This window comes from Kitasatospora sp. NPDC086009, from assembly GCF_044540385.1.
Taxonomy (GTDB): domain Bacteria; phylum Actinomycetota; class Actinomycetes; order Streptomycetales; family Streptomycetaceae; genus Kitasatospora.
In genome coordinates, this window is sequence record NZ_JBITSA010000001.1 from 77,697 (window position 1) to 103,040 (window position 25,344).

Consider the following 25,344-nt stretch of genomic DNA (forward strand, 5'->3'; position numbering starts at 1 on the left):
TTCCCCGGGTTGCGTGCCCTGTGCAACGACGACCCGCACCGGCGGTCACGGGGCCACTCCGACGGGGGATTGACGCCGGTCGGGACGGCTGGAGGACCCACCGGGGTGGACGTCCCCCACCGCGGCGCGGGCCCGGTCGGCGTCATTGAGATGATCGGACGAGCGACCGACGTACTTCCCCCGACCGACGCGTTCCTCCAGGGAGTGGCAATGACCGAGCAGAAGGTGGCCGTGGTCACCGGAGCCAGCAGTGGAATCGGCGCGGCGACCGCCCGCCGGCTCGCGGCCGAGGGCTTCGAGGTGGTGCTGACCGCCCGCCGCACCGAGCGGATCGAGGAGCTCGCCAAGGAGCTCGGCGGCCGCGCCCACACCCTGGACGTCACCGACCGGGCGGCCGTGGACGCCTTCGCGGCCGAGGTCGGCCGGGTGGACGTCCTGGTCAACAACGCCGGCGGGGCGATCGGCGCGGAGCCGGTCGAGACCGCCGACCCGGCCGACTGGCTGGCGATGTACCAGGTGAACGTGCTCGGCGTGCTGCACATGACGCAGGCCCTGCTGCCCGCGCTGCGGGCGAGCGGCGACGGCACCGTGCTGGTGCTCTCCTCCACCGCGGCGCTGGCCGCGTACGAGGGCGGCGGCGGCTACGTGGCGGCCAAGCACGCGGCCCACACCATCGCGGCCACCCTGCGGCTGGAGCTGTGCGGGGAGCCGATCCGGGTGATCGAGATCGCCCCCGGCATGGTCAAGTCCGAGGGCTTCGCCGTCACCCGCTTCCGGGGCGACGAGGAGAAGGCCGCGGCCGTGTACGCGGGCGTCGCCGAGCCGCTGACCTCGGACGACGTCGCGGACACCGTCGCCTGGGCGGTGACCCGGCCCCCGCACGTCAACATCGACCTGCTGGTCGTCCGCCCACGCGCCCAGGCCGCCAACCACAAGGTGCACCGGGTCTGACGTCCGGGCGGCGCGGGCGGGCGGTCCGACGCCGGGGCCATGATCCACGCGGTCACCCGGCAGTGATACATACGTGCGATGAGATCTCTTCGGGCCGCCCGCCCGCGCTTTCTGCTGACCGCTTTCGCGGCCGGCACCCTGCTTCTCGGCTCCGCCTGCAACGACAGCACCAAGCCCGCCCAGGACGGGGCCGCCGCGGCCCCGTCGGCCGCCCCGGCCACCCCGACGGCCACCCCGACGCCGACCGCCAAGCCCACCGGCGCCGACGACCCCGCGCTCAAGCCGTTCTACGGCCAGCAGATCGCCTGGGCCGCCTGCCCGGCCGACCCGCAGGCCGCCCGGGCCAAGATCGACATATCCGCGATGCTCTGCGGCCGGCTGCACGTCCCGCTCGACTACACCGCCCCCGCCGCCGACGCCCTCGACCTCGCGCTGATCAAGCTGCCCGCCGCCCGGCCGGACCAGCGGCTCGGCTCGCTCATGGTCAACCCGGGCGGCCCGGGCGCCTCCGGCGTCGAGATGGTCAAGTACGGCGCCACGGAGTACGACGGCACCCTGCACGACCGCTTCGACGTGGTCGGCTTCGACCCGCGCGGCACCGGCGAGAGCTCCCCGGTGGTCTGCTACGACGACAAGCAGCACGACGAGGTCAACCAGCGTGACACCCCGCTGGAGCCGGCCGCCCGCACCGCAGACCGGGTCGGGAACGCCACCGACCACGCCGCCGCCTGCCAGGCGAAGTCCGGCCGGCTGCTGCCCTTCGTCGGCACCCGCAACGCCGCCCGCGACCTGGACGTGCTGCGCGCCGCCGTCGGCGACCGGAAGCTCAACTACCTCGGCATCTCCTACGGCACCTACCTCGGCGCGCTCTACGCCGAGGAGTTCCCGCAGAACACCGGCCGGCTGATCCTGGACGGCGCCGTCGACCCCGCCCAGGACCGGCTGGACCACGGCGTCGACCAGCAGATCGGCTTCGAGAAGTCCTTCGAGCGCTTCGCCGCCGACTGCGTGAAGAACCACGCGGCCGAGTGCCCGCTCGGCAAGGACCCGGCCAAGGCCGCCCAGAAGGCCGCCGACTTCCTGGACGGCCTGTACGGCCACCCGATGACCGCGTCCGACGGCCGGAAGGTCGGCCGCGACCTCGCCTGGACGGGCGTCATCAGCGCGCTCTACGGCGACGAGAAGACGTCCTGGACGTACCTGCGCAACGCGCTCGGCTGGGCCATGGTCGGCCACAAGGTGGACCCGCTGCTCGCCTCCGCCGACGGCTACGACGGCCGCGACGAGAAGGGCCACTTCAGCCCGATGGAGGAGGCGAACCGCGCGATCAGCTGCGCCGACGCCGCCCCGCCGGCGCCCACCGCGGAGCGCGCCCAGCAGGCGGTGGCCAGGCTCCTGGCCGAGGCCCCGCTGGTCTCCAAGGGCGTCACGGTGGAGGACTACAGCGAGGCCGGCTGCGCCCGCTGGCCGTTCCGGACGACGGAGCGGCCGCACGCCGTCCGCGCCGAGGGCAGCGCGCCGATCCTGGTGGTCGGCACCACCGGCGACCCGGCCACCCCGTACGCCTCCGCCGAGGCGCTCGCCAAGGGCTTCGCCGACGCCACCCTGCTGACCCGGGTCGGCGAGGGGCACGGCGCCTTCGGCAAGGGCAACGGCTGCGTCGACGCCGCGCTGACCGCGTACCTCGTCGAGGGGACGATGCCGGCGCCGGGGACGCGCTGCTCCTGAGTGGAGCCGGCGGCCGAAAGGCCTGGACGATTAGCAGATGTGAACGGGGAGGGCGCTGACACCGAGGTGTCAACGTCACAACTTGATAGCTCGATCGGATGAATTCCGCGTGCGCTCTCCCCAACTGATGACCGCTCAACTACCGTTGAGCCGCTGCCCGGCGGGTCTCGAACACCGCCCCGCGGCCTCATACTTCACCTGCTTCACCACCCCCTTTCACCGGCACCTTCCCGCCCTCACGAGGAGGACCCGCTGGCCAGCGACATCCCGTCACCGCGGCTCGATCCCAGCTCCGAGCCGACCCTCCTCGGGTTGCACCGCTTCAACGAGGCCGACGCCGGCGCGGCCGAGGAGGCCCTCCTGGCCTGCTGCGGCAGCCACCGCTGGGCCCTGCGGCTCACCGCCCACCGGCCCTACCCCGACATAGAGTCCCTGCTGGCCGCGGCCAGCGAGGCCTCCTACGACCTGCGACCGGCCGACCTGGCCGAGGCGCTGGCGGACGAGAGCTGGATGCCGCAGCCGCTCCTGGGCATGCGCGCACCCGGCAGCCAGGCGGCGCACACCGCCCTTCGCGCCGCCCACGCCGCGTACGAGGCCCGGTTCGGGCACGTCTTCGTGGTCTGCCTGGAAGGGGTCGCCCCCGAGGAGATGCTCGACACCGTGCTCAGCTCGATCCGCACCCGGCTGGCGCACGACCCGGACGAGGAACGGCTGATCGCCTCGGACGAGCTCCGCCGGATCGCCCTGACCCGGTTGGAGCACCTGGTCGCCACCCACTCCGAAGCCGGAGCCCGCTGAGCAGGGCCCGCCCTCACCCGTGCGCCTGCGCGGCGCGGAGCTTCGCCACCTGCTGCCGGACGATCCGCTCGTCCGGCACGGGGGCGGGCTCCGCGCCGACGCCGACGGTGGTGAGCACCGCCAGCACCGGTCCGACCCGGGCCACCACGGCACGCTGGGCGAGCACCACGCTGCCCGACTCACTCGTCAGGGTGAACCCGGTCACCGCGTCGGCTCCCCCGGGCGTGGGCGTGTCGTCCCGGGTCAACCGGTGCCTGGTCCGCACCGGCTTGCGGCTCTTCTCCGCCGGCGGCGGCGGCGCGCTGGAGACGAACGAGGCGCACGGGCCGAACAGCTTCTCCAGCTCCGACTGCAGCTGCGCCGCCCGCCCGGTCCGGTAGCCGAGCAGTCCTCCGTACACGCCCCCCTGGGGATCGGCCGCCCGCGCCACGCTCAGATCGGTCTCCGCGTACGGATCCCCCGAGCCCGGCGAGGCGGTGGCGCCGCCCGCCGCCACCGCCGGGGTCACCGCGTCCAGCAGCGGCTGGCAGACGGGCAGGTCGGAGACCTCCCGGCCGCCGCCCGAGCCGGTCTCGCCGTGACCGGGCGTCATCACCGTCACCGTGTACCCGGCCCCCAGGTCGCCGTCGGCCACCGCGGCCGCCCGCAACTCGGCGGCGGACAGCTCGCGGGCCGGCGCGGCCCGGTCGGCGGAGCCGCCGACCGTGGTGCAGCCCGCGGCGAGCAGCAGGGCGCAGACCGCGACGGCGGGGGACGGGCGGCGGGGCGGGCTGAGCGGCACGGGGGCCTCGGCAGAGTGTCGGCGACGGAAGCGGCGGCCACGGTAGCGCAGTCGAACGGTCACCCTGCGTGGCCGTGGGGCCTCCGGAGCCGCCCGGGTTCCCGCCGCACTAGGCCAGTCGTGCCTGATTGATCACACCTCGGGCCCCCGGAGGCGGTTCGCAATAACGCGTCGATAGGATGCTGGCGGCCGGTGGACCGTACCCGGCCGGGCTGACCGACACCGAAGCCGGCCGAGCCCCCAATCGCTTCCGGAGGGTTTTTCCGTGCCGGCTGGAACGCTGTACCGCGGCCGGGAAGGCATGTGGAGCTGGGTGGCTCATCGAGTCACCGGCGTCCTCATCTTCTTCTTCCTGTTCGCTCATGTCCTGGACACCGCACTGGTGCGAGTGTCGCCCGAGGCGTACGACTCTGTGATTCAGACGTACAAGACGCCCCTGGTGAACCTGATGGAGTACGGCCTGGTGGCCGCCATCCTGTTCCACGCCCTCAACGGCCTGCGGGTCGTCGCCGTCGACTTCTGGTCGAAGGGTCCGAAGTTCCAGAAGCAGATGCTCTGGACCGTGGTCGGGGTGTGGGTCGTCCTGATGGCGGGCGCCTTCTACCCGATCCTTCAGCACACGCTGACCACCTGGTTCGGGAAGTGATCTGAGACATGTCCACGGAAATCTCCGACGCCCTGGTGGTTCCCTCCGCCCACGCGCACACCGGCAAGGGCCTCGGCACCGGCAACCCCGCCGACGCCTTCGTGGTCGAGCCGGCCCGCCAGCGGACCAAGAAGACCCCGCGCCGCACCCGGACCAACTTCGAGATGCTGGCGTGGCTCTTCATGCGCCTGTCCGGCATCGTCCTGGTGGTCCTGATCCTCGGCCACCTGCTGATCATGCTGGTGCTCGACGGTGGCGTCTCCAAGATCGGCTTCGCCTTCGTGGCCGGCCGCTGGGCCTCGCCGTTCTGGCAGGGCTGGGACCTCCTGATGCTCTGGCTCGCCATGCTGCACGGCGCCAACGGCATGCGGACGGTCATCAACGACTACGCCGAGAAGGACTCCACCCGGCTCTGGCTGAAGGGCCTCATGGGCGCCGCAACGGTCTTCACCGTGCTGCTCGGCACCCTGGTCATCTTCACCTTCGACCCGAACATCTAATCGGCAGAGGCCAGAGGCGAGTTAGAACCCCCATGCAGATTCACCAGTACGACACCGTCATCGTCGGCGCCGGCGGCGCCGGCATGCGCGCGGCCATCGAGTCGACCCAGCGCAGCCGCACCGCGGTGCTCACCAAGCTCTACCCCACCCGGTCCCACACCGGCGCGGCCCAGGGCGGCATGTGCGCCGCCCTCGCCAACGTCGAGGAGGACAACTGGGAGTGGCACACCTTCGACACGGTCAAGGGCGGTGACTACCTGGTCGACCAGGACGCCGCCGAGATCATGTGCAAGGAGGCCATCGACGCCGTCCTCGACCTGGAGAAGATGGGCCTGCCCTTCTCCCGCACCGAGCAGGGCCGGATCGACCAGCGCCGCTTCGGCGGTCACTCCCGCAACCACGGCGAGGCCCCGGTCCGCCGGTCCTGCTACGCGGCGGACCGCACCGGCCACATGATCCTCCAGACGCTGTTCCAGAACTGCGTCAAGCACGGTGTCGAGTTCTTCAACGAGTTCTACGTCCTCGACCTGCTGATCAACGAGGGCAGGACGGCCGGCGTCGTCGCCTACGAGCTGGCCACCGGCGAGATCCACGTCTTCCAGGCCAAGTCGGTCGTGTTCGCCTCCGGCGGCACCGGCAAGTTCTTCAAGGTCTCCTCCAACGCCCACACCCTCACCGGTGACGGCCAGGCCCTGGTGTACCGCCGCGGCCTGCCGCTGGAGGACATGGAGTTCTTCCAGTTCCACCCGACGGGCATCTGGCGCATGGGCATCCTCCTCACCGAGGGCGCCCGCGGCGAGGGCGGCATCCTGCGCAACAAGGACGGCGAGCGCTTCATGGAGCGCTACGCCCCCGTCATGAAGGACCTCGCGTCCCGTGACGTCTGCTCCCGCGCGATCTACACCGAGATCCGCGAAGGCCGCGGCTGCGGTCCGGACGGCGACCACGTCTACCTGGACCTCACCCACCTGCCGCCGGAGCAGCTGGACGCCAAGCTCCCGGACATCACCGAGTTCGCGCGCACCTACCTCGGCATCGAGCCCTACACGGACCCGATCCCGATCCAGCCCACCGCGCACTACGCGATGGGCGGCATCCCGACCAACGTCGCCGGTGAGGTGCTGCGCAACAACACCGACGTCGTCCCGGGCCTGTACGCGGCCGGCGAGGTCGCCTGCGTCTCGGTGCACGGCGCCAACCGCCTGGGCACCAACTCGCTGCTGGACATCAACGTGTTCGGCAAGCGCGCGGGCATCGCCGCCGCCGACTACGCGCAGACGGTGGACTACACCGAGCTGCCCGAGAACCCGGCCGAGAAGGTGCAGGCGCTGGTCGAGGGCCTGCGCGAGTCCACCGGGACCGAGTCCGTGGCGCAGATCCGCAAGGAGCTGCAGGAGACCATGGACACCAACGCCATGGTCTACCGCACCGGCGCGACGCTGAAGCAGGCGGTCGAGGACATCGCCGCGCTGCGCGAGCGCTACAAGAACGTCTCCATCCAGGACAAGGGCTTCCGTTACAACACGGACCTCCTGGAGGCCGTCGAGCTGGGCAACCTGCTCGACCTGGCCGAGGTGCTGGCCGTCTCCGCGCTCGCCCGCGAGGAGTCGCGCGGCGGTCACTACCGCGAGGACTTCCCGACCCGTGACGACGTGAAGTTCATGCAGCACACCATGGCGTACCAGGAGGTCGCCGAGGACGGCACCACCTCCATCCGCCTCGACTACAAGCCGGTCGTCACGACCCGGTACCAGCCGATGGAGCGTAAGTACTGATGAGCACTCCTACTGCGGAGAAGCACTCGGCCGCTCTGGACGCGGCCGAGGCGGGCGGCGTCCAGCTGATCACCGTCACCTTCCGGATCCGCCGGTTCAACCCGGAGGAGCACCCGGACCCGGTGTGGGTCGACTACCAGCTGACCCTGGACCCGAAGGAGCGCGTCCTGGACGCGCTCAACAAGATCAAGTGGGAGCAGGACGGCACCCTCACCTACCGCCGCTCCTGCGCGCACGGCATCTGCGGCTCCGACGCGATGCGGATCAACGGGCGCAACCGGCTGGCGTGCAAGACCCTGATCAAGGACGTCAACCCGGAGAAGCCGATCACGATCGAGGCCATCAAGGGCCTCACGGTCCTCAAGGACCTGGTCGTGGACATGGACCCGTTCTTCCAGGCGTACAAGGACGTCATGCCGTTCCTCATCACCAAGGGGAACGACCCGACCCGCGAGCGCCTGCAGTCCGCCGAGGACCGCGAGCGGTTCGACGACACCACCAAGTGCATCCTGTGCGCCGCGTGCACGTCGTCCTGCCCGGTCTTCTGGAACGACGGCCAGTACTTCGGCCCGGCCGCGATCGTCAACGCGCACCGCTTCATCTTCGACTCGCGCGACGAGGGTGCGGAGCAGCGGCTGGAGATCCTGAACGACCGTGAGGGCGTCTGGCGCTGCCGGACCACCTTCAACTGCTCGGAGGCCTGCCCCCGCGGCATCGAGGTCACCAAGGCGATCCAGGAAGTGAAGCGGGCCCTGGTCACCCGCCGCTTCTAGTTCCTGCCCGAGCACGCCGAGGCCCCGTCCGATCACCCGATCGGACGGGGCCTCGGCGTTGCGGCTACTCGGCGGCGGGCTCGCGGCGGGTGGCGCGGAGGCCGCGGAGACCGATGGCGCCGACGGCGACGCCGAGGACGAAGGAGGTCACGGCGAGCAGGAGGTGGATCCAGAAGAAGGCGGTCGGCTGGGAGTGGTCGCCGTCGGTGAAGGCCTGGCCGCCGGAGTCCTTCCAGAGGTTCTTGACGAAGGTGATCCAGATGATCATGGACCAGACGCCGAAGGCGGTCAGGAACCAGGAGGTGCGGCGGCTGAGCTTCATGGAGCGTCCTCGGCGGCTGAGGTGAAGATGGTGTGCGGTTCCAGTATGCGCGGGCGGCCGTTCGGCGTACGGTGGCCCCCTCCTGCGGAGGACGGGGCCGAAGGGGCGGACGGCGGCGGCCCCGACTGGGTACGGTCTGCTGGTGCCCACACGCCGTAAGCTCGCACACCTGCTCGTCGCGTACGCCGCGGCGCTCCCCGTCCTCCTCGCCGCCCCGGTGGCCGTCGCGGCCCCGCACGAGCCGCCGCCCCCGCCGGCCGCGATCGGGGGCGAGAGACTGGGGCTCTCCGGTGCCCAGGTGGCACCCCTGCCCGGCGCCCCGGCCCTGCCGGGGGATCTCACCGGGCGGTCCTGGATAGTCGCCGACGCGACGTCAGGAGATGTGCTGGCGGCCAGCAACCCCCATCTGCGGCTCGCGCCGGCCAGCACCCTGAAGATCCTCTTCGCGGACACCGTGCTGCCGAAGTTCGACCGCAACCTGGTGCACCGGGTCGAGGACGCGGAGATCCAGGGGATCGGCGCCGGCAGCAGCCTGGTCGGCATCAAGGAGAACCTGGACTACCGGGTCGAGGACCTCTGGCGCGGGGTCTTCCTCAGCTCGGGCAACGACGCGGTGCACGTCCTGTCGCACATGAACGGCGGGGTCCAGCAGACCGTCGCCGAGATGCAGGCCCGCGCGGACGCGCTGCAGGCCCGGGACACCCGGGTGATCTCCCCGGACGGCTACGACATGGACGGCCAGCTCTCCTCGGCCTACGACCTGACCCTGTTCGCCCGGGCCGGACTGCGCAATCCCGACTTCCGGATGTACTGCGCCACCCGGGACGCGCAGTTCCCCGGCGCGGTGGACAAGAACACCGGGCAGCGGGGCAGCTTCGGGATCGCCAACACCGACCGGCTGCTCGGCAAGTACCCGGGCCTGATCGGCGTGAAGAACGGTTTCACCACCGAGGCCGGCTCGACCTTCGTCGGCGCCGCCGAACGGAACGGCCGCACCCTGCTGGTGACGGTGATGCACCCCTCGACGTACCAGAAGGTCTACGACGAGACGGCGGCGCTGCTGGACTGGGGGTTCGCGGCGGCCGACAAGGTCACCCCGGTCGGCAGGCTGGTGGACGAGGCGCCGGCCGGCGGGGAGCCGACCGGACAGGCGGGTGGCACCGCCGGTGCGCCCGCGCCGCCGCCGCACCCCTCCCCGAGCGCCTCCCCGACCGCCCCGGCGGCCGCCGCGGCCGGTGGTGACGGGGGCTCGGGCCCCGGCCCGGTCGGCTGGGTGGGGATCGCGCTGGCCCTCGCGGCGGGCGGCGCCGGTGCACTGTTCCTGCTACGGCGGCGCGGCGGCCCCGCCGCCGACTGACGGCGGTGCCGTCCGGGGGCCGGTCTCACTCCTGGGGCCGGCCCTTCGGCGTGCCGTCCCCGCCGTCCCCGTCACCCTCACCGTCCCCGTCACCCCCGCCGTCCTTGCCGTCCTTGCCGTCCTTGCCGTGCTTGCCTTCCTTGCCCGCGGTGGCGGCGTCGTCCCGCTCGGCCGCCTCAGCCTCGTTCGCGGCCTTCAGCATGGCCCCGGCGCGCTCGCGGGCCCGGTCGCGGGCGGCGGCCGGGTCGGCCAGCGCCGTCCAGGCGACGCAGTACATCAGCAGCCGGGAGACGAAGTTGATCCAGAGCAGCAGCGCCACCGGCACCCCGAAGGCCCCGTAGAGGCTCTTGCCCGCGACCGAGCCCAGGTAGGAGGCGAGCAGGATCTTCAGCAGCTCGAAGCCGACCCCGCCGATCAGCGCGCCCTGCACCACGTCCCACCGGTGCTGGCCGCCGATCCGGGGGAAGGGCGCCAGCAGGTAGGCGAAGAGCACCATGTCGGAGGCGACGGCGATCAGCAGGCCGACGCCGGTCAGCAGGTAGCCGCCGGGCCCGCCCGTCCCCAGGCCGATCCAGCCGGCGATCCGGCCGGCCAGCGTCGTCCCGGCGGCGGAGGCCGCCAGCGAGAACAGCGAGACCAGGCCCAGGCCGCCCAGCACCAGGCAGTCCCAGGCCTTGCGCAGGATCGGGTTGCCCTCCTCCTCCGGAAGCTGCCAGACGTCCCGGATCGAGGTGCGCATGGTGTCGACCCAGCCGAGGCCGGAGATCAGCAGCAGCACGCCGCTGACCAGGCCGACGGCGCCCGCGTTGGCCACCAGCGCGTTGAGGTTGAGCGCGTCCGAGATCCCCGGCAGCTGGTCGGAGATGTGCTTCTGGATCTCGTCGACCCGGGAGTCGGTCAGGGTGGCGACCGCGATCGCCAGCGCCACGGTGAGCAGCGGGAAGAGCGCCAGGAAGCCGAAGAAGGTGACCGCGCCCGCCAGCCGGTTGCCGCGCGCGGCGGTGAAGTGCTCGTACACGCGGTACGGGTGGCTGCGCAGGACCCGCGCCACGAGCGGGCCGATGACCGGGAGCCGGGTGAGGAAGTCCACCTGTCCGGTTATACCGGCCGTTCGCCCGAACGGCCGTCAGGCTCGGCGGGCGGCAAGGGGTTCGACGGGCGCCGCGGCGGCCGGGGTCAGCGCTTCAGCAGACGGCGGGCCCCGGCCAGCACCCGGACCGTGCGGTAGGCGCCGTACCGGCCGTGGCTCAGCAGCTCGGTGCGCACCCCCGCCACCCCGGCGGGCGGCGTGTAGCCGGCCGGGCGCAGCCGGGCGCAGTGCTCGGCGGCCCGGCGGAAGTACTCGCGGCGGTCGCGGGGCGGGACCCGGCCGGGCTTGGAGACCACGGTGTTCAGGTGGTGCAGCATCCGGCCGTAGACCACCGGGCGCCAGCGGTCGAGGTCCGGGCGGCCGTCCAGGAAGGCGAAGACCAGGTCGTACTGGGCGAAGACGTCGAAGTGCTTGCGCGAGGCGGTGGCGAGGATGTTGCCGCCCTCCTGGCGCTGGCGGTAGTGGACGCCGACCTGGTCGAGCAGGGTGATGCTCCCGGCGGCGAGCAGCGCCGGGTAGGTCCAGGGGGTGTCCTCGTAGTACCCGGCGGGGAAGGTGAGGCCCTGCTCGGCGACGAAGCCGCGGCGGTAGGCCTTGTTCCAGACCACCTGGAGGAGGTCCAGCAGGTCGGGGCGGCGGTCGAGGTCGAAGACGTCCGGGGAGTCGGCGCCGAAGACGTGCGCCGAGGCGGCCTTGGTGATCCGGCCGTCGGCGTAGGTGCGGGCGTAGTCGTAGACCAGGACGTCCGGGTCGCCGCCGGCCGCCAGCCGGTCGTCGACGGCCTTGAGCAGGCCGGGGGTGAGCGTGTCGTCACTGTCCAGGAAGATCACGTAGTCGCCGGTGGCGACCGCCAGACCGGCGTTGCGGGCCCGGCCGAGGCCGACGTTCTCCGCCAGGTGCAGCACCCGCACGCGCGGGTCGCGGGCGGCGGCCTCGTCGAGGATCGCGCCGCAGCCGTCCGGGGAGCGGTCGTCCACCGCGATCAGTTCGAAGTCCGGACCGCCCTGGCCGAGCACCGAGTCGAGGCACTCGGGAAGGTACTCCTCGACCTTGTGGACGGGGACGATGACGCTGAAGCGGGGCATGGCCACAGAGTAGTGGCCCCCCGGACGGCCGGACCCACCGCGCCCGGGCACCCGGGCGCCCGCGGGCGGACCGACGGCCCCGGAGGGCCCCCGGGACCGGACGGTAGGATCGGTGGGCACGTACGCACCGGTTCAAAGTGCGGCCAGACCCCGACCGGGCTGCCACGCTCCTTCCCAAGAAAGGCCTGCGTAGCCGATGGCTCCCCGCCTCTCCATCGTCGTTCCGATCTACAACGTCGAGCGCTACCTCGTGGAATGCCTCGACTCGATCGCCGCCCAGACCTTCACGGACTTCGAGTGCGTCATGGTCGACGACGGTTCGAAGGACGGCAGCGCGGCACTCGCCGAGGCGTACGCCGCCAAGGACTCCCGGTTCCGGCTGGTCCGCCAGGTGAACAAGGGCCTCGGCGCGGCCCGCAACACCGGCATCCGCCACATCGACCCGGACGGCGAGTTCCTCTGCTTCGTCGACTCCGACGACTCGATGCCGCCGAGCGCCTACGAGCTGATGATCAACACGCTCGACGAGACCGGCTCGGACTTCGCCACCGGCAACGTCCTGCGGTTCCGCGCGGTGGGCTACTACCAGTCCGGCGGGCACTCGCGGCCGTTCAAGGAGACCAGGCTCAAGACCCACATCACCGAGATCCCCGCGCTGGTCACCGACCGCACGGCGTGGAACAAGGTGTACCGCCGCTCCTTCTTCGACGCGGCCGGCATCCTCTACCCCGAGGGCATCCTGTACGAGGACGCCCCGGTCAGCGTGCCGCACCACTACCTCGCCACGAGCGTGGACGTGCTCTCCGAGCCGATCTACCACTGGCGCGAGCGCGAGGTCGGCGAGATGTCGATCACACAGATGCGGACCAACCCCAAGGGCCTGGTCGACCGCGTCACCTCGGTGGAGCTGGTCCGCACCTGGCTGAAGAAGCAGACCGACCCGCGCTTCGCCGAGTACCTGCGCTCCTACGACGAGAACACCCTCGTCGAGGAGATCCCGATGTTCTTCTGGTCCGTCGTGGACGGCGACAAGGAGTACCGGGACGCCTACCAGAAGAACGTCGGCCGGCTGCTCCGGTCGATCGGCCCCGAGCAGGTCCGCAAGCTGCGCGCGCCGCTGCGGCTGAAGTACCACCTGACCCTGGCGGGCCGGATCGACGAGTTCGTCGAGCAGATCAAGTACGAGGGCGAGAGCAACGGCGGCGTCGCCGCGCGCGGCCTGCTGCGCCCGTACGCCGACTACCCGTTCCTGCGCGGCGGCCGCAAGAGCGTGCCGGCCGGCATCCTCAAGCTGGACAACTCGCTGGTGATGCGCAGCCGGCTGTACGAGTCGGCCTGGGAGGGCGGCAAGCTGCAGCTGACCGGGCACGCGTACCCGGAGCAGCTGGGCGCCGAGAACCGGCACGACATGGTCCGGGTGCTGGTGCTCCGCGAGACCAAGGGCCGGCGCGTGCTGGCCGTGCCCACCAGGACGCAGTACAGCCCGGAGGCGACCGCCAGCTGCCACCACGACCTGTACAACTGCGACTGGGCCGGCTTCACCGCCGCCATCGACCCCAAGCGGCTCAAGCACCGGGGCCAGTGGAAGGACGGCAACTGGCGCGTCCTGGTGGCCGGCGCCGGCAAGGGCGGCGTCTACAAGGGCCGGATCTCGGCGGGCTGGAGCGACACCGCCCAGTACCTCCCCGCGCACTGGGTCGAGCCGGACGTGCGGATCGTGCCGTGGGTCCGCGACGGCAGCGTCTACCTGCGGGTGGAGACGGTCCGGACCAGGGTGACCGGGCTCGCCGTGCGGGACGGCCGGCTGGAGATCTCCGGCGCCGCCCGCTCCGGCCCGAACCTCGCCGGGGCCCGCTTCAAGCTGACCCACGTCGAGTCGGACCGCGAGGTGGTCTACCCGCTGGAGCTCACCGCCCCGGTCGGCACCCTCCAGCCGTTCACCGTCACCGCCCCGGTCGACGAGCTGACGGCCGTCCGCGAGGCCTGGGCCGAGCTGGACCCGGTCGCCCCGGAGCGGGCCCGGGACCGCTGGGACACCGCCATACTGCTCGCCGACGGCAGCACCGTGCCGGTGGCCTGGGACGACCGCAACGCACCCGAGCAGCTGCACCTGCCGCTGAACCCGGACGCCCCGGTCGACGAGCGCCGCGCGCTGTACTCGAAGCCCTCCCCCGGCGGCTACCTCCAGCTCTCCGACCAGCTGCTGCAGCCGGTGGTGACCGAGGTCGCCTCGCGCGGCGCGGACGGCTACCTGCTCAGCGGCACCTTCCCGCTGCCCGGCACGCACCGCTGGGAGCTCGTCGTGCGGCACAACTGGCGCGAGGAGGAGCACGTCTACCCCGTGGAGATCGCGGACGGCGGGTTCCGGGCCGCGCTGCCGGCGGTGCCGACGGCCTCCTTCGCCGGCCGGGTGCCGCTCGCCCAGGGCACCTGGGACGTCTTCTTCCGCCCGCTCGGCGAGCCGGTCGAGACCCTGGCGACCCGCTACGCGCTGATCGCCCCGGAGTGCTTCGCCACCCTGCCGCTGGAGGTGGAGTCGCGCGGCAAGCGGATCGTGCTGGAGCGCCGCCACTACGACGGCCTCTCGCTGGAGTCGCACTCCGCGCTGCTGCCCGAGGAGCGCAGCGGCTTCCGGCAGCGCCAGCTGCGCACCACCGACTACCCGTCGGCCCGCCGGCTCCCGCTGCGTGACACCGTGCTCTACAACGTCGCGCTGGGCGGCCTCTACGCGGACTCGCCGCGGGCGATCCACGAGGAGCTGGTCCGCCGCGGCCTGCCGCTGGAGCACCTCTGGGGCAGCGACGACCTGCAGGCCGAACTGCCGCAGACGGCGGGCGCGATCCGGCTCTGGAGCCCCGAGTGGTTCGAGACGCTGGCCACCGCCAAGTACATCGTCACCAGCGCGCACCTGCCGGACTTCTTCGTCCGGCGCCCCGGCCAGGTGGTCGTGCAGACCTGGCACGGCACCCCGCTGAAGCAGATCGGGTACGACTTCGAGAAGGTCTGGTTCACCGACGCCAACTACCTGAAGGGCGTCGTCAAGGAGGTCCCGAACTGGAGCATGCTGGTGGCCGGCAACAGCTGGTCGGCTCCGGTGCTGCGCCGCGCGTTCGATTTCAAGGGCGAGATCCTGGAGAGCGGCGCGCCGCGCAACGACCTGCTGTTCGCCCCCGACCGGGAGAAGACCGCCGAGCAGGTCCGCGAGCGGCTCGGGCTGCCCGAGGGCAAGAAGGTCGTGCTCTACGCGCCGACCTTCCGTGAGGACCGCCGCCGCCCGAACGGCGGCTACCAGATCGACCTGCGGATCGACCTGGAGGCGGCCAAGGCGGCGCTCGGCGACGACCAGGTGCTGCTGGTCCGCCGGCACAGCGTGATGTGCGGTCAGATCCCCGGTGCCGGCAACGGCTACATCTGGGACGTCGGCAGCTACCCCGACATGGCCGAGCTGCTGCTGATCGCGGACGTCCTGGTCACCGACTACTCGGCGACGGTGTTCGACTTCGCCACCACCGGCAAGCCGGTCCTGTTCTTCACGCACGACCTGGAGCACTACCGCGACAACCTGCGCGGCTTCAGCCTCGACTACGAGGCGGAGATGCCCGGCCCGCTGCTGGCCACCTCCGAGGAGCTGGTCGCGGCGCTGGGCCGGGTTGACGAGCTGACGGGTGAGTACGCCGAGAAGTACACGGCGTTCCGCGAGGCGTACTGCGACCTGGACGACGGCCAGGCCGCGGCCCGCGTGGTGGACGGCATGCTCCGCCAGCAGTAACCGGTACCGCCCCGGAGGCGCCCGACGCGAATCCCGCGTCGGGCGCCTCCGTGTTTTCCGGGCCGCTCCGGACAGCTTTCCGGACTTTTCTGGGCGCTTTCCGGGAGTCGCCGGAGATTCATATGAACAATTCAATCGAACCCATGTTTCGCCGACGGATTTCCCAGCTATTCCTCCGGATTTCTCAGTTGACCCCGGGTGTCATTTCGGTATTCGATATTGAATCGGCTTCGTCCGCTCCCCCGGTACGCATGCCGCCCCGGACCGCCGCCATGGGCCGGGATCCCGCTGCCGAAGGGCCACCCCATGCCTGTCCTCACGCGGTTCGTCCTCCCGCAGGCCGCCCCCCACTCGCACGACGACCTGCCCGCCGCCGACGAGGGCGTCGCCTTCGGCCTGCTGCGCGCCCGCTGGCACGCCCGCGGCCTCGAACTCACCGGCTTCGCCCGCCCCGACGACCTGAACACCGCCCGCCCCGGCTCGGCCTGGACCTGGCTGACCCTGCTCCGGGACGACGCCGAACCGCCCCTCCACCTCCGGTCCCGGCCGCGCCGGCTGCCCGAGATCACCGACGACAGCGCCCAGCCCGACCACAACCACGACTGGTCCGGCTTCACCGCCCTGGTCGAACCGCGCCGGCTGCGGCAGGCCGAGGAGTGGCTGCTCGGCGACTGGCGGATCGGGGTCACCCTGTTCACCCGCCCCCGGCCCACCCGGCTGCGCCGCCAGTACGGCGCCCTCGCCCCGCACTGGTGCGGCTCCGGCGAGTACCCGCCGGCCCGCTGGGTCGACCACGACGTCCGCCTCCAGCCGCACTTCGCCGACGGCCGGCTACGGCTGCGGCTCGAACGCCCCGGCGTCCGGCTCACCCACGCCGCCCCCGCCCCGGACGGCCTCGACCTGCGCGGCACCGCCGGGCACTGCCCGCCCGGCACCGCGCTGCGGCTGCGCCACCGGGAGAGCGACGCCGTCCTGCTGCGGCCGGTCGCCCGGACCGGCAACACCTTCGCCCTCCACCTGCCGTACCGGCCGTTCACCGCCGACGGGCGCGGCGCCGGCCACCTGGAGCACTGGGACGCCGAACTGCTGCGCCCGGACGGCTCCACCGAGCAGCTGACCCTGGACGAGCGCGGCGGCCCGGTCGCCGGTCAGCACCCCCTGCCCGACACTGCGGACCGGGTCCTCTACCTGAAGCACCTCGCCGACGGCCGGCTGCAGTTCTGCGTCCAGCCCGCGGCCGGCTACGTCGAGCGGATCGCGGTGCGGGCCGGCGGCTTCGAGCTCACCGGGCACTGCCCCGGCCGCGAGCCGCTCGACCTCGTCCTGCGGCACACCGGGACGGCCGGCGAGGTCCGCCACCGGGTCGACCGCGGGGCGGACGGCCGCTTCACCGTCCGGCTGCCCGCCACCCGCACCGGCTCCGACGGCACCGCGCTACCGTTGCGCAAGGGCGTCTGGGAGGCCTCGCTGCAGCCGTCCGGCCGGCCGGGAGCACCCCGGCCGCTGATCGCCGCCCCCGCGGCGCTCCCCGCGCTGCCCGCCGCCACCGGGGCCGGCGGCAAGCGGATCCTGCTCCAACGCCGCTGGCACGACACCCTGCTGGTGGACTCCACCCCCGTCCTCTCGCCCGCCGAGCGCAGCGCCTGGAGCCAGGCCCGCCAGCGCGCCGACGGGTACCCGGCCGCCCGCCGGGAGCCGCTGCGCGACGCCGTGCTGTACGACGTGTTCGGCGGCCGCGGGTACGCCGACTCACCGCGCGCGGTGCACGCCGAACTCGCCCGGCGCGGCGAGCCGTTGGAGCACCTCTGGGCGGTCGACGACGCCCAGGCCGAACTGCCCGCCGGTGTCCGCGCGGTCCGGGTCTGGAGCCCCGAGTGGTACCGCGCGCTGGCCACCAGCCGGTACCTGGTCGGCAACACGCACTTCCCCGACTTCCTGGACCGCCGGGACGGCCAGGTGGTCGTCCAGACCTGGCACGGCTCGCTGCTCAAGCGGATCGCGCACGACGTCGAGAACCCCTGGCTCGCCGACCACGGCTACCTGGCGGCGCTCGACCGGGAGACCCCGCAGTGGAGCCTGCTGCTCTCGCCCAGCCCGTTCGCCACCCCGCTGCTGCGCCGGGCGTTCCGCTTCGGGGGCGAGGTCCTGGAGTCCGGCTACCCGCGCAACGACGTGCTGGCCCGGCCGGACGCCGGGCGGGCGGCGGCCGTCCGGCGCCGGCTCGGCATCCCCGACGGCAGGCGCGTGGTGCTCTACGCCCCGACCTGGCGGGAGGACCAGCGGCGCGGCGACGGCGACGGGTTCCGCCTCGACCTGCGGATCGACCTGGACCGGGCCCGGCGCGCCCTCGGCCACGACCACGTCCTGCTGATCCGCCCGCACGCGCACGTCCGCGAGCCGCTGCCCGGCGCCGGGGACGGCTTCGTCCTCGACTGCGGGGACTACCCCGACGTCCAGGAACTGCTGCTGATCGCGGACGTGCTGGTCACCGACTACTCGTCGATCACGTTCGACTTCGCGATCACCGGCCGCCCGGTGCTCTTCTTCACCTACGACCTGGAGCACTACCGCGACACGCTGCGCGGCTTCTCCTTCGACTTCGAGGCGCAGGCTCCCGGCCCGCTCATTCCCGACTCGGCCGGGCTGCTCGACGCACTGCGCGGGCTCGCCGGCGACGGCTCCGGCCCGCCGCCCGGGTACCGGGAGCGCTACCGCGCGTTCCGCGCCACGCACTGCGGGCTGGAGGACGGCGGGGCCGCGCGCCGGGTGGTCGACCGGATGCTCGACCTCGGCCGGGCGGGCGGGCACGGGGCACCGCGGCCCGGCGGCCGCGCGGCCGCCGGCGGCGGCGCGGGTCAGCCGAAGTCGTAGGAGCGCCAGGGGCGCCAGACCTCGTCGGCGTCGAACCGGGACAGGCCGAAGCCCGGCACCGCGAAGGCCGCCCGGAAGCCACGGGTCTGCCCGTACGCCTGGTCCAGCACGTCCTCCGCCAGCCCGTGCGCCACCGTGACGTGCGGGTGGTACGGGAAGGCCAGCTCCCGGGCCAGCGGGCCGGAGCGGATGTCCGCCTCCAGCAGCCGGCACTCCTGGGCGCCCCCCTCGACCCGGACGAAGACCACCGGCGAGACCGGCCGGAAGGTCCCGCTGCCGCGCAGCAGCATCCGGAACGGCCGGTGCGCCCGGGCCACCGCCGCCAGGTGCTCCTCGATCTTCGGCAGCTCGGCGGCCGCCACCTCGGTCGGCGGCAGCAGGGTGACGTGCGTGGGTATCGACCGGGCCAGCGGATCGCCGAACCCGGCCCGCGCGTCCTGGATCGCCGAGCCGTACGGATCCGGGACGCTCACGGACACGCCGATGGTGACGAGCTCGGGGAGATCGTCACCATCGGGCAGGCTCGTCAGGGCTGTCACCGCTTGGCGGCCGGGAGGAAGCCGATCCGGTCGTACACCGTCTCCAGCGTCTGCGACGCCACCGTGCGGGCCTTCTCCGCACCGATCGCCAGCACCCGGTCCAGCTCGGCCGGGTCGTCCAGGAAGGTGCGGGTGCGCTCCTGGAAGGGCGTCACCCACTCGGTGAACAGCTCGGCCAGCTCGGTCTTCAGGGCGCCGTACATCTTGCCCTCGAAGTGCGCCACCAACTGGTCGACCGACTGGCCGCTGAGCGCGGAGTGGATGCGCAGCAGGTTGGAGACGCCGGCCTTCTCCTCCTCGTCGTAGGAGACGACGGTGCCGGTGTCGGTGACGGCGCTCTTGAACTTCTTGGCGCTGACCTTCGGCTCGTCCAGCAGGCTGACCAGGCCCTTGGTCGAGGAGGCCGACTTGCTCATCTTGATGCCCGGGTCCTGGAGGTCCTGGATCTTCGCCGTCTCCTTGAGGATGTACGGCTTCGGGACGGTGAAGGTCGGGCTGTAGCGGGTGTTGAAGCGCTCCGCGAGGTCCCGGGTGAGCTCCACGTGCTGGCGCTGGTCCTCGCCGACCGGCACCGCGTCCGCCTGGTAGAGCAGGATGTCGGCGATCTGCAGGATCGGGTAGGTGAAGAGGCCGACCGAGGTGCTCGCGGCGCCCTGCTTGGCGGACTTGTCCTTGAACTGGGTCATCCGGGAGGCCTCGCCGAAGCCGGTGAGGCAGTTCATCACCCAGCCGAGCTGCGCGTGCTCGGGCACGTGGGACTGGACGAACAGGGTGCAGCGCTCCGGGTCCAGGCCGGCGCCGAGCAGCTGGGCGGCGGAGACCCGGGTGTTCTGGCGCAGCGTCGCCGGGTCCTGCTCCACGGTGATCGCGTGCAGGTCGACCACCATGTAGAAGGCGTCGTTGGCCTCCTGGAGATCGACCCACTGGCGGACGGCACCGAGGTAGTTGCCCAGGTGGAACGAGCCGGAGGTGGGCTGGATGCCGGAGAGTACCCGGGGACGGTCCTTGACCGGACCAGTGACCGCTGCGTTGACCATGCGGGCCATTGTTCCAGTTCCACCGACCGGTCAGGAAACCTCTGCCCCCGGAGGTTCCGACAGTGTGACCGCACTCACCCCGACCCGGGCGATCCGCCGGCCCTCCAGCTTGGCCACCGTCAGCCGGACCTCCTCGGCGCCGATCGGGATCCGGACCTGGTCACCGTCGACGGGCAGCCGGCCGAGCGCGGCCACCAGGCAGCCGGCCACCGTCTCGTACGGGCCCTCGGGCAGGGTGACGCCGGTCTCCTCGGTGAAGTCGCCGAGGTTCAGCAGGCCGTCCAGCTCCATGGCGCCGCCGGCCAGCCGGCGGGTGGTGCTCGGCTCCTGGGAGTCGTACTCGTCACGGATCTCGCCGATCACCTCCTCGACCAGGTCCTCCAGGGTGACGATGCCGGCGGTGCCGCCGTACTCGTCCACCACGATGGCCAGGTGGTGGCCCTCCCGGCGCATCTCGCCCATCGCCGCCAGCACCCGCTTGGTGCCGGGCAGCAGCTTGATCGGGCGGGCCAGGTCGCGCACCTTCACCGCCTGCTCGCCGCGGGCACCGTACAGGTCGCGGACGTGGACGAAGCCGGTGACCGCGTCGTAGCTGCCCTCGACCACCGGATAGCGCGAGTGCGGCGAGGAGTCGGCCTGCTCGCGGACCTCGGCGAGCGGGCGCTCGGCGTCCAGGAAGGTCACCTCGGTGCGCGGGACCATCACCTCGCGCAGCTGGCGCTCCCCCGCGGCGAACACGTCGGCGATCAACGCCCGCTCGTCGCTTCCGAGTTCGGTGTTGGTGGCGACCAGGCCGCGGAGCTCCTCGGAGCTCATCGAGCCGCGCCCGGCCGCCGGGTCGCCGCCGAGCAGGCGGACCATCAGGTTGGTGGAGTGGCCGAGCAGCCAGATCACCGGGCGCAGCGCCACCGACATCACGTCCACCACGGGGGCGGCGAGGACGGCGATGGAGTCGGCGCGCTGGAGGCCGATCCGCTTGGGGGTGAGCTCGCCGAGCACCAGCGAGGCGTAGCTGATCAGCAGGGTGAGGCCGACCAGGGCGAGCGCGTCGGCGACGCCCGCGGACAGCCCGGCCCGGACGAACAGCGGCGCCACCTTGCCGGCCAGGGTGTCCGCGCCGAAGGCGGCGGACAGGAAGCCCATGCAGGTCACCCCGACCTGCACGGCGGCCAGGAAGCGGTTCGGGTCGGCAGCCAGGTGTGCGGCGCGGGCCGCGCGCCGGGTCCCGCGCCCCTCCAGTGACCTGATCTGGCCCTCGCGCAGCGAGATCAGCGAGATCTCGGCGACGTTGAACAGGCCACCCAGCATGATGAAGACGAGGACGAGGGCCGCGTCCTCCAGGGTTTCGTTCACAGCGGGTCAGTGTAGGGCGACGGCCCGCCGCCTCCGGTCAAGGAGGCGGCGGGCCGCCGAAGGTCCTGCCGGGAACGGGCTCAGATGAGGCCGAGCTCCGTGACGGCGTCGCGCTCCTCGACCAGCTCCTGGACCGAGGCGTCGATGCGGCCGCGGGAGAAGTCGGAGATCTCCAGGCCCTGGACGATCTGGAACTCGCCGTCCTTGGTGGTGACCGGGAAGGAGGAGATCAGACCGGCCGGAACGCCGTAGGAGCCGTCGGAGACGACACCCATGGAGGTCCAGTCGCCCTCGGCGGTGCCGTTGACCCAGGTGTACACGTGGTCGATGGCGGCGTTGGCGGCCGAGGCGGCCGAGGAGGCGCCACGGGCCTCGATGATGGCCGCACCGCGCTTGGCGACGGTCGGGATGAAGTCGCCCTCCAGCCACGCCTGGTCGGCGCCGACGGCCTCGAAGGCCGGCTTGCCGGCGATCTCGGCCTGGAAGATGTCCGGGTACTGGGTCGCCGAGTGGTTGCCCCAGATGGTGACCTTCTTGATCTCCGACACGGCGGCACCGGTCTTGGCGGCCAGCTGGCCGAGCGCGCGGTTGTGGTCCAGGCGCGTCATCGCGGTGAAGCGCGCGGCCGGCACGTCCGGGGCGTTGCGCTGGGCGATCAGGGCGTTGGTGTTGGCCGGGTTGCCGACGACCAGAACCTTGATGTCGTCCGCGGCGTGGTCGTTGATGGCCTTGCCCTGCGGGCCGAAGATGCCGCCGTTGGCCTGCAGCAGGTCGCCGCGCTCCATGCCGGCGGTGCGCGGACGGGCGCCGACCAGCAGCGCGACGTTGGCGCCGTCGAAGGCCTCGTTGGCGTTGTCGGTGATCTTGATGTCGCGCAGCAGCGGGAAGGCGCAGTCGACAAGCTCCATCGCGGTGCCCTCGGCGGCCTTCAGGCCCTGCGGGATCTCCAGGAGGCGCAGGTTCACCGGCACGTCGGCGCCGAGCAGGTGGCCCGAGGCGATGCGGAAGAGCAGCGCGTAGCCGATCTGGCCGGCCGCTCCGGTGATGGTGACGTTGACGGGGGTGCGGGTCATTTCTACCTTCTCCAGCAAATCGCCAGGTGCCCCAGGCACACCGGCGCACTGGAGCCGAGGATGATCTCTCGACATCGAGAGACCGGCGTCAGGTTATCGCAAAGCGAAGCGTATGCCGCGGGTGCCGTCGTGACTGATTGGTCACAGACGATGACGGCCCCCGTCCCGACGGTGCGGGCGGGGGCCGATCGGGCCGGGCGGGCGGGCCGGGCGGGTCAGTGCTTCGGCCGCCCGACCAGCTCGCCGACGTTGTCCAGCAGCGGGATCTCCAGCCACGGGTTGGGCTGGGCCACCAGGGTCAGCAGCACGATCGAGACGCCCAGGAAGGTCAGCACGATCACGTCGGTGAACCGGCTGCGCACCGCCAGCATGCCGACCTCGGGCAGCACCAGCCGCAGCAGCGCGCCGAGCAGCACGCCGCCGCCGAGGATCAGCAGCCCGTACTTGAAGCCGTCCTTGAAGTCGGCGAACCAGGTGACGGCGAGCCCGGCGCCGACCACCAGCAGGACGAGGGTTATCGGCCACTGGCGCACCGGCAGGGCGTGGTCACGCCCCAGCGCCGCCGCCGAGCCCTCGGGGGGCAGCGTTCCGGTGGTCTTCACCGGCCTGCGCCGGGAGCTCGCCGGCCGTGGCCCGCTCATCGGCCCACCCCGCCCCGCTCGGCCGCCGCGTCGTGAAACGCGCGGCTCGCCGGCCTTCGCTCGGTCCGCCCGTTCATAGCTCGCCGTCCTTCCGGAGTCGGATCGCGGTCGTTCAGAGGCCGGCGCGGCGCTCGGCCGCCACGACGATGTTGTTCAGCAGCATGGCGCGGGTCATCGGGCCGACGCCGCCCGGGTTCGGGGAGATCCAGCCGGCCACCTCGGCCACGCCCGGGTGGACGTCACCGACGATCTTGCCCTCGCTGCGGCTGACGCCGACGTCCAGCACGGCCGCGCCGGGCTTGACGTCCTCCGGCTTGACCAGGTGCGGCACCCCGGCGGCGGCGACCACGATGTCGGCCTTGCGCAGGTGGTAGGCGAGGTCCCGGGTGCCGGTGTGGCAGAGGGTCACGGTGGCGTTCTCGCTGCGGCGGGTGAGCAGCAGGCCGATCGAGCGGCCGACGGTGACACCGCGGCCGATCACGACCACCTCGGCCCCGTCGATCGCCACGTCGTGGCGGCGCAGCAGCTCGACGATGCCGAGCGGGGTGCAGGGCAGCGGGCCCTCGATGCCCAGCGCGAGCCGGCCGAGCGAGGTGGGGTGCAGGCCGTCGGCGTCCTTGTCCGGGTCCATCAGCTCCAGGACGGGGTTCTGGTCCAGGCCCTTGGGCAGCGGGAGCTGGACGATGTAGCCGGTGCAGGCCGGGTCGGCGTTCAGCTCGCGGACGACGTTCTCGACGTCCTCCTGGGTGGCGGTGGCGGGCAGTTCGCGCTGGATGGAGGCGATGCCGACCTCGGCGCAGTCCTTGTGCTTGCCGTTGACGTACCAGCGGCTGCCGGGATCGTCGCCGACCAGGACGGTGCCGAGACCGGGCGTGACGCCCTTGGCACGAAGGGCCACCACACGGGCGGCGAGTTCGGACTTGATCGCGGCGGCGGTGGCCTTGCCATCGAGAATCTGGGCAGTCATGACCCCATTCTCCCGGATGCCGGAGGCGGACGGCGCCAGCCCCCGGCGACAGCGGTGCCGGGGAGCCCCGGCGGCTCGAAAACCGTTCGGACCACGTTGCGGTTGCGCCACAGTCCGGTCCGCCACGCGGGCGCGGCTGGACAGCGCCGGGCCGCCCGGTCGACGATAAGCGGGCATTCCCTGCCGCCTCCGGCCCGGTGACGGGCCGACGGACACCGGCGGGGCGTACCCGGGGGAAGAACAGAGTGAGCCGACCACACCACACCGTGCCGCCCGACCGCCACGGCCGCGTGCTGCCAGGACCGCAGCCGTCGATGCTCCCGTTCGCGCCGGACCGGCGCCACCCACGTTCCTGAGCCAGCCCGTGCCGGCGGGCGCCGGACCGTGTCCGCCCCCGTTGTCACCGCGCTCCGCTATCGTCCCGTCCGCTCGGCAGTTCGCCCCGCCGGTGCGTTCCGGACCCAGCGCTGTCCCGTCCCACGTCCCCACATCCCTGCCCGGAGGCATCGATGAGTTACCCGCCCGACCCGAACAACCCGTACGGCCAGCAGCCCCCTCAGCAGGGCTACGGCTACCCCCAGCAGGCCCCGCCGGCCGCCGGGTACGGCTACCCGCAGCAGCCGCCGCAGGCCCCGCAGTACGGTGTGCCGCAGCAGCCGGCGTACGGGTACGCGCCGATGCCGGGCACCCTCCAGGCCAACAACGGCTACATCAACATCGCCCAGCTGGGCACGGTGAAGATCGCCACCATGGGCCAGCGCTTCCTGGCCCGCCTGATCGACGGCCTCGCGATCGGCGCGGTCGTCGCCCTGGTGATGGCGCTCGGCCTGGCCAGCGCGCTCGGCATCGCCAAGGACACCCAGGACTGCAGCGGCAAGTACACCTACGGCGGCTCCAACTCGGCGTACTACGACTGCCTGAACGCCAACAACGACGCCGCCGCGGGCTTCTTCGTCACCATGCTGATCATGGTCGGCGTGCTCTCGGTGTTCAACCTGCTGTACGAGTGGCTGATGGTCTCCTTCGCGGGCGCCACCCTCGGCAAGATGGCCCTGGGCCTGCGCGTCGTCAAGGAGAGCAACGGCCAGGTCCCCGGCCTGGGCGGCGGCTTCATCCGCTTCATCATCCCGATCGTCGGCGCGTTCCTCTGCTACATCGGCGCCGCGCTGGTCTACCTGTCCCCGTTCTTCGACAACTCCGGGAAGCTGCAGGGCTGGCACGACCGTGCCGCCGGCACCCTGGTGATCAAGAAGTAACACCCACCGGCGACAGCGGAGCGGCCCGGTCC

At 72.3% G+C, this 25,344-nt stretch carries 21 protein-coding genes; 11 read left to right on the forward strand and 10 right to left on the reverse strand.

The genetic code is table 11. The features are described from left to right. Window positions 1–210: 210 nt before the first annotated feature. The 3 genes from ACIF6L_RS00380 to ACIF6L_RS00390 all read left to right on the forward strand — a co-directional run bounded on the left by ACIF6L_RS00380 (window position 211) and on the right by ACIF6L_RS00390 (window position 3,477). A complete protein-coding gene (locus ACIF6L_RS00380) occupies window positions 211–951 on the forward strand; it encodes an SDR family oxidoreductase (RefSeq protein WP_396485561.1) in 741 nt (246 codons plus the stop codon). Window positions 952–1,029: 78 nt separating this feature from the next. Continuing rightward, window positions 1,030–2,679: an alpha/beta hydrolase gene (locus ACIF6L_RS00385; RefSeq protein WP_396485563.1), complete on the forward strand. Its 1,650-nt coding sequence runs from the start codon at window positions 1,030–1,032 to the stop codon at window positions 2,677–2,679. A gap of 312 nt (window positions 2,680–2,991) precedes the next feature. Next, on the forward strand, window positions 2,992–3,477 hold the full coding sequence (locus ACIF6L_RS00390; protein WP_329488020.1) for a 2-oxo-4-hydroxy-4-carboxy-5-ureidoimidazoline decarboxylase: 486 nt from the start codon (window positions 2,992–2,994) through the stop codon (window positions 3,475–3,477). 13 nt (window positions 3,478–3,490) lie between these two features. Here the strand turns inward: ACIF6L_RS00390 and ACIF6L_RS00395 are convergent, their stop codons facing one another. Continuing rightward, a complete protein-coding gene (locus ACIF6L_RS00395; protein WP_396485565.1) occupies window positions 3,491–4,258 on the reverse strand; it encodes a hypothetical protein in 768 nt (255 codons plus the stop codon). A gap of 265 nt (window positions 4,259–4,523) precedes the next feature. On the opposite strand from ACIF6L_RS00395, the gene sdhC reads away from it, so the two are divergent. From sdhC to ACIF6L_RS00415, 4 genes are read left to right on the forward strand one after another with little or no spacing between them, the layout of a single operon-like run. Then, entirely contained in the window at window positions 4,524–4,904 is a 381-nt protein-coding gene (gene sdhC / locus ACIF6L_RS00400) for a succinate dehydrogenase, cytochrome b556 subunit (RefSeq protein WP_329488022.1), read from the forward strand. Window positions 4,905–4,912: 8 nt separating this feature from the next. After that, entirely contained in the window at window positions 4,913–5,404 is a 492-nt protein-coding gene (locus tag ACIF6L_RS00405; protein WP_329488023.1) for a succinate dehydrogenase hydrophobic membrane anchor subunit, read from the forward strand. Window positions 5,405–5,436: 32 nt separating this feature from the next. After that, a complete protein-coding gene (gene sdhA, locus ACIF6L_RS00410) occupies window positions 5,437–7,179 on the forward strand; it encodes a succinate dehydrogenase flavoprotein subunit (protein WP_329488024.1) in 1,743 nt (580 codons plus the stop codon). Then, window positions 7,179–7,952, forward strand: coding sequence for a succinate dehydrogenase iron-sulfur subunit (locus ACIF6L_RS00415; protein WP_352291254.1), 774 nt, complete (start codon window positions 7,179–7,181; stop codon window positions 7,950–7,952). Before sdhA ends, ACIF6L_RS00415 begins: the two co-directional genes overlap by 1 nt. Window positions 7,953–8,016: 64 nt before the next feature. Here the strand turns inward: ACIF6L_RS00415 and ACIF6L_RS00420 are convergent, their stop codons facing one another. Then, window positions 8,017–8,274: an SCO4848 family membrane protein gene (locus tag ACIF6L_RS00420; RefSeq protein WP_352291255.1), complete on the reverse strand. Its 258-nt coding sequence runs from the start codon at window positions 8,272–8,274 to the stop codon at window positions 8,017–8,019. 142 nt (window positions 8,275–8,416) lie between these two features. On the opposite strand from ACIF6L_RS00420, the gene ACIF6L_RS00425 reads away from it, so the two are divergent. Continuing rightward, complete coding sequence (locus ACIF6L_RS00425) at window positions 8,417–9,631, forward strand: D-alanyl-D-alanine carboxypeptidase family protein (protein ID WP_396485568.1); 1,215 nt, start codon at window positions 8,417–8,419, stop codon at window positions 9,629–9,631. Window positions 9,632–9,656: 25 nt separating this feature from the next. Here ACIF6L_RS00425 and ACIF6L_RS00430 read toward each other — a convergent pair whose 3' ends face one another. Then, window positions 9,657–10,721, reverse strand: coding sequence for a YihY/virulence factor BrkB family protein (locus ACIF6L_RS00430; protein ID WP_396485570.1), 1,065 nt, complete (start codon window positions 10,719–10,721; stop codon window positions 9,657–9,659). Window positions 10,722–10,807: 86 nt separating this feature from the next. Next, window positions 10,808–11,806, reverse strand: coding sequence for a glycosyltransferase (locus ACIF6L_RS00435; RefSeq protein ID WP_329488028.1), 999 nt, complete (start codon window positions 11,804–11,806; stop codon window positions 10,808–10,810). Between the two features lie 196 nt (window positions 11,807–12,002). Between ACIF6L_RS00435 and ACIF6L_RS00440 the strand changes: the two genes are divergently transcribed. Then, window positions 12,003–15,575 (forward strand): bifunctional glycosyltransferase family 2 protein/CDP-glycerol:glycerophosphate glycerophosphotransferase, encoded by a 3,573-nt coding sequence (locus ACIF6L_RS00440; RefSeq protein WP_329488029.1) that lies wholly within the window; start codon window positions 12,003–12,005, stop codon window positions 15,573–15,575. A gap of 306 nt (window positions 15,576–15,881) precedes the next feature. Continuing rightward, on the forward strand, window positions 15,882–18,446 hold the full coding sequence (locus tag ACIF6L_RS00445) for a CDP-glycerol glycerophosphotransferase family protein (RefSeq protein WP_396485573.1): 2,565 nt from the start codon (window positions 15,882–15,884) through the stop codon (window positions 18,444–18,446). On the opposite strand, the gene ACIF6L_RS00450 is transcribed toward ACIF6L_RS00445, so the two are convergent. From ACIF6L_RS00450 to ACIF6L_RS00475, 6 genes are all read right to left on the reverse strand, one after another. Beyond that, window positions 18,431–18,919 (reverse strand): 2'-5' RNA ligase family protein, encoded by a 489-nt coding sequence (locus ACIF6L_RS00450; RefSeq protein WP_352291259.1) that lies wholly within the window; start codon window positions 18,917–18,919, stop codon window positions 18,431–18,433. The two genes, ACIF6L_RS00445 and ACIF6L_RS00450, sit on opposite strands and share 16 nt — an antisense overlap. A 62-nt stretch (window positions 18,920–18,981) precedes the next feature. Further along, window positions 18,982–20,022, reverse strand: coding sequence for a tryptophan--tRNA ligase (gene trpS / locus ACIF6L_RS00455; protein ID WP_396485574.1), 1,041 nt, complete (start codon window positions 20,020–20,022; stop codon window positions 18,982–18,984). Window positions 20,023–20,052: 30 nt separating this feature from the next. Then, a complete protein-coding gene (locus ACIF6L_RS00460; protein WP_329488033.1) occupies window positions 20,053–21,375 on the reverse strand; it encodes a hemolysin family protein in 1,323 nt (440 codons plus the stop codon). Window positions 21,376–21,455: 80 nt separating this feature from the next. Then, window positions 21,456–22,448 carry a malate dehydrogenase gene (locus tag ACIF6L_RS00465; protein WP_329488034.1) on the reverse strand — a complete coding sequence of 331 codons (993 nt, stop codon included), beginning with the start codon at window positions 22,446–22,448 and terminating at the stop codon, window positions 21,456–21,458. Window positions 22,449–22,663: 215 nt separating this feature from the next. Then, window positions 22,664–23,050 carry a DUF3017 domain-containing protein gene (locus ACIF6L_RS00470; protein ID WP_329488035.1) on the reverse strand — a complete coding sequence of 129 codons (387 nt, stop codon included), beginning with the start codon at window positions 23,048–23,050 and terminating at the stop codon, window positions 22,664–22,666. 151 nt (window positions 23,051–23,201) lie between these two features. Next, window positions 23,202–24,056 carry a bifunctional methylenetetrahydrofolate dehydrogenase/methenyltetrahydrofolate cyclohydrolase gene (locus ACIF6L_RS00475; RefSeq protein ID WP_329488036.1) on the reverse strand — a complete coding sequence of 285 codons (855 nt, stop codon included), beginning with the start codon at window positions 24,054–24,056 and terminating at the stop codon, window positions 23,202–23,204. A 509-nt stretch (window positions 24,057–24,565) separates the two neighbouring features. Between ACIF6L_RS00475 and ACIF6L_RS00480 the strand changes: the two genes are divergently transcribed. After that, on the forward strand, window positions 24,566–25,312 hold the full coding sequence (locus tag ACIF6L_RS00480) for an RDD family protein (RefSeq protein ID WP_329488037.1): 747 nt from the start codon (window positions 24,566–24,568) through the stop codon (window positions 25,310–25,312). Window positions 25,313–25,344 lie beyond the last annotated feature (32 nt).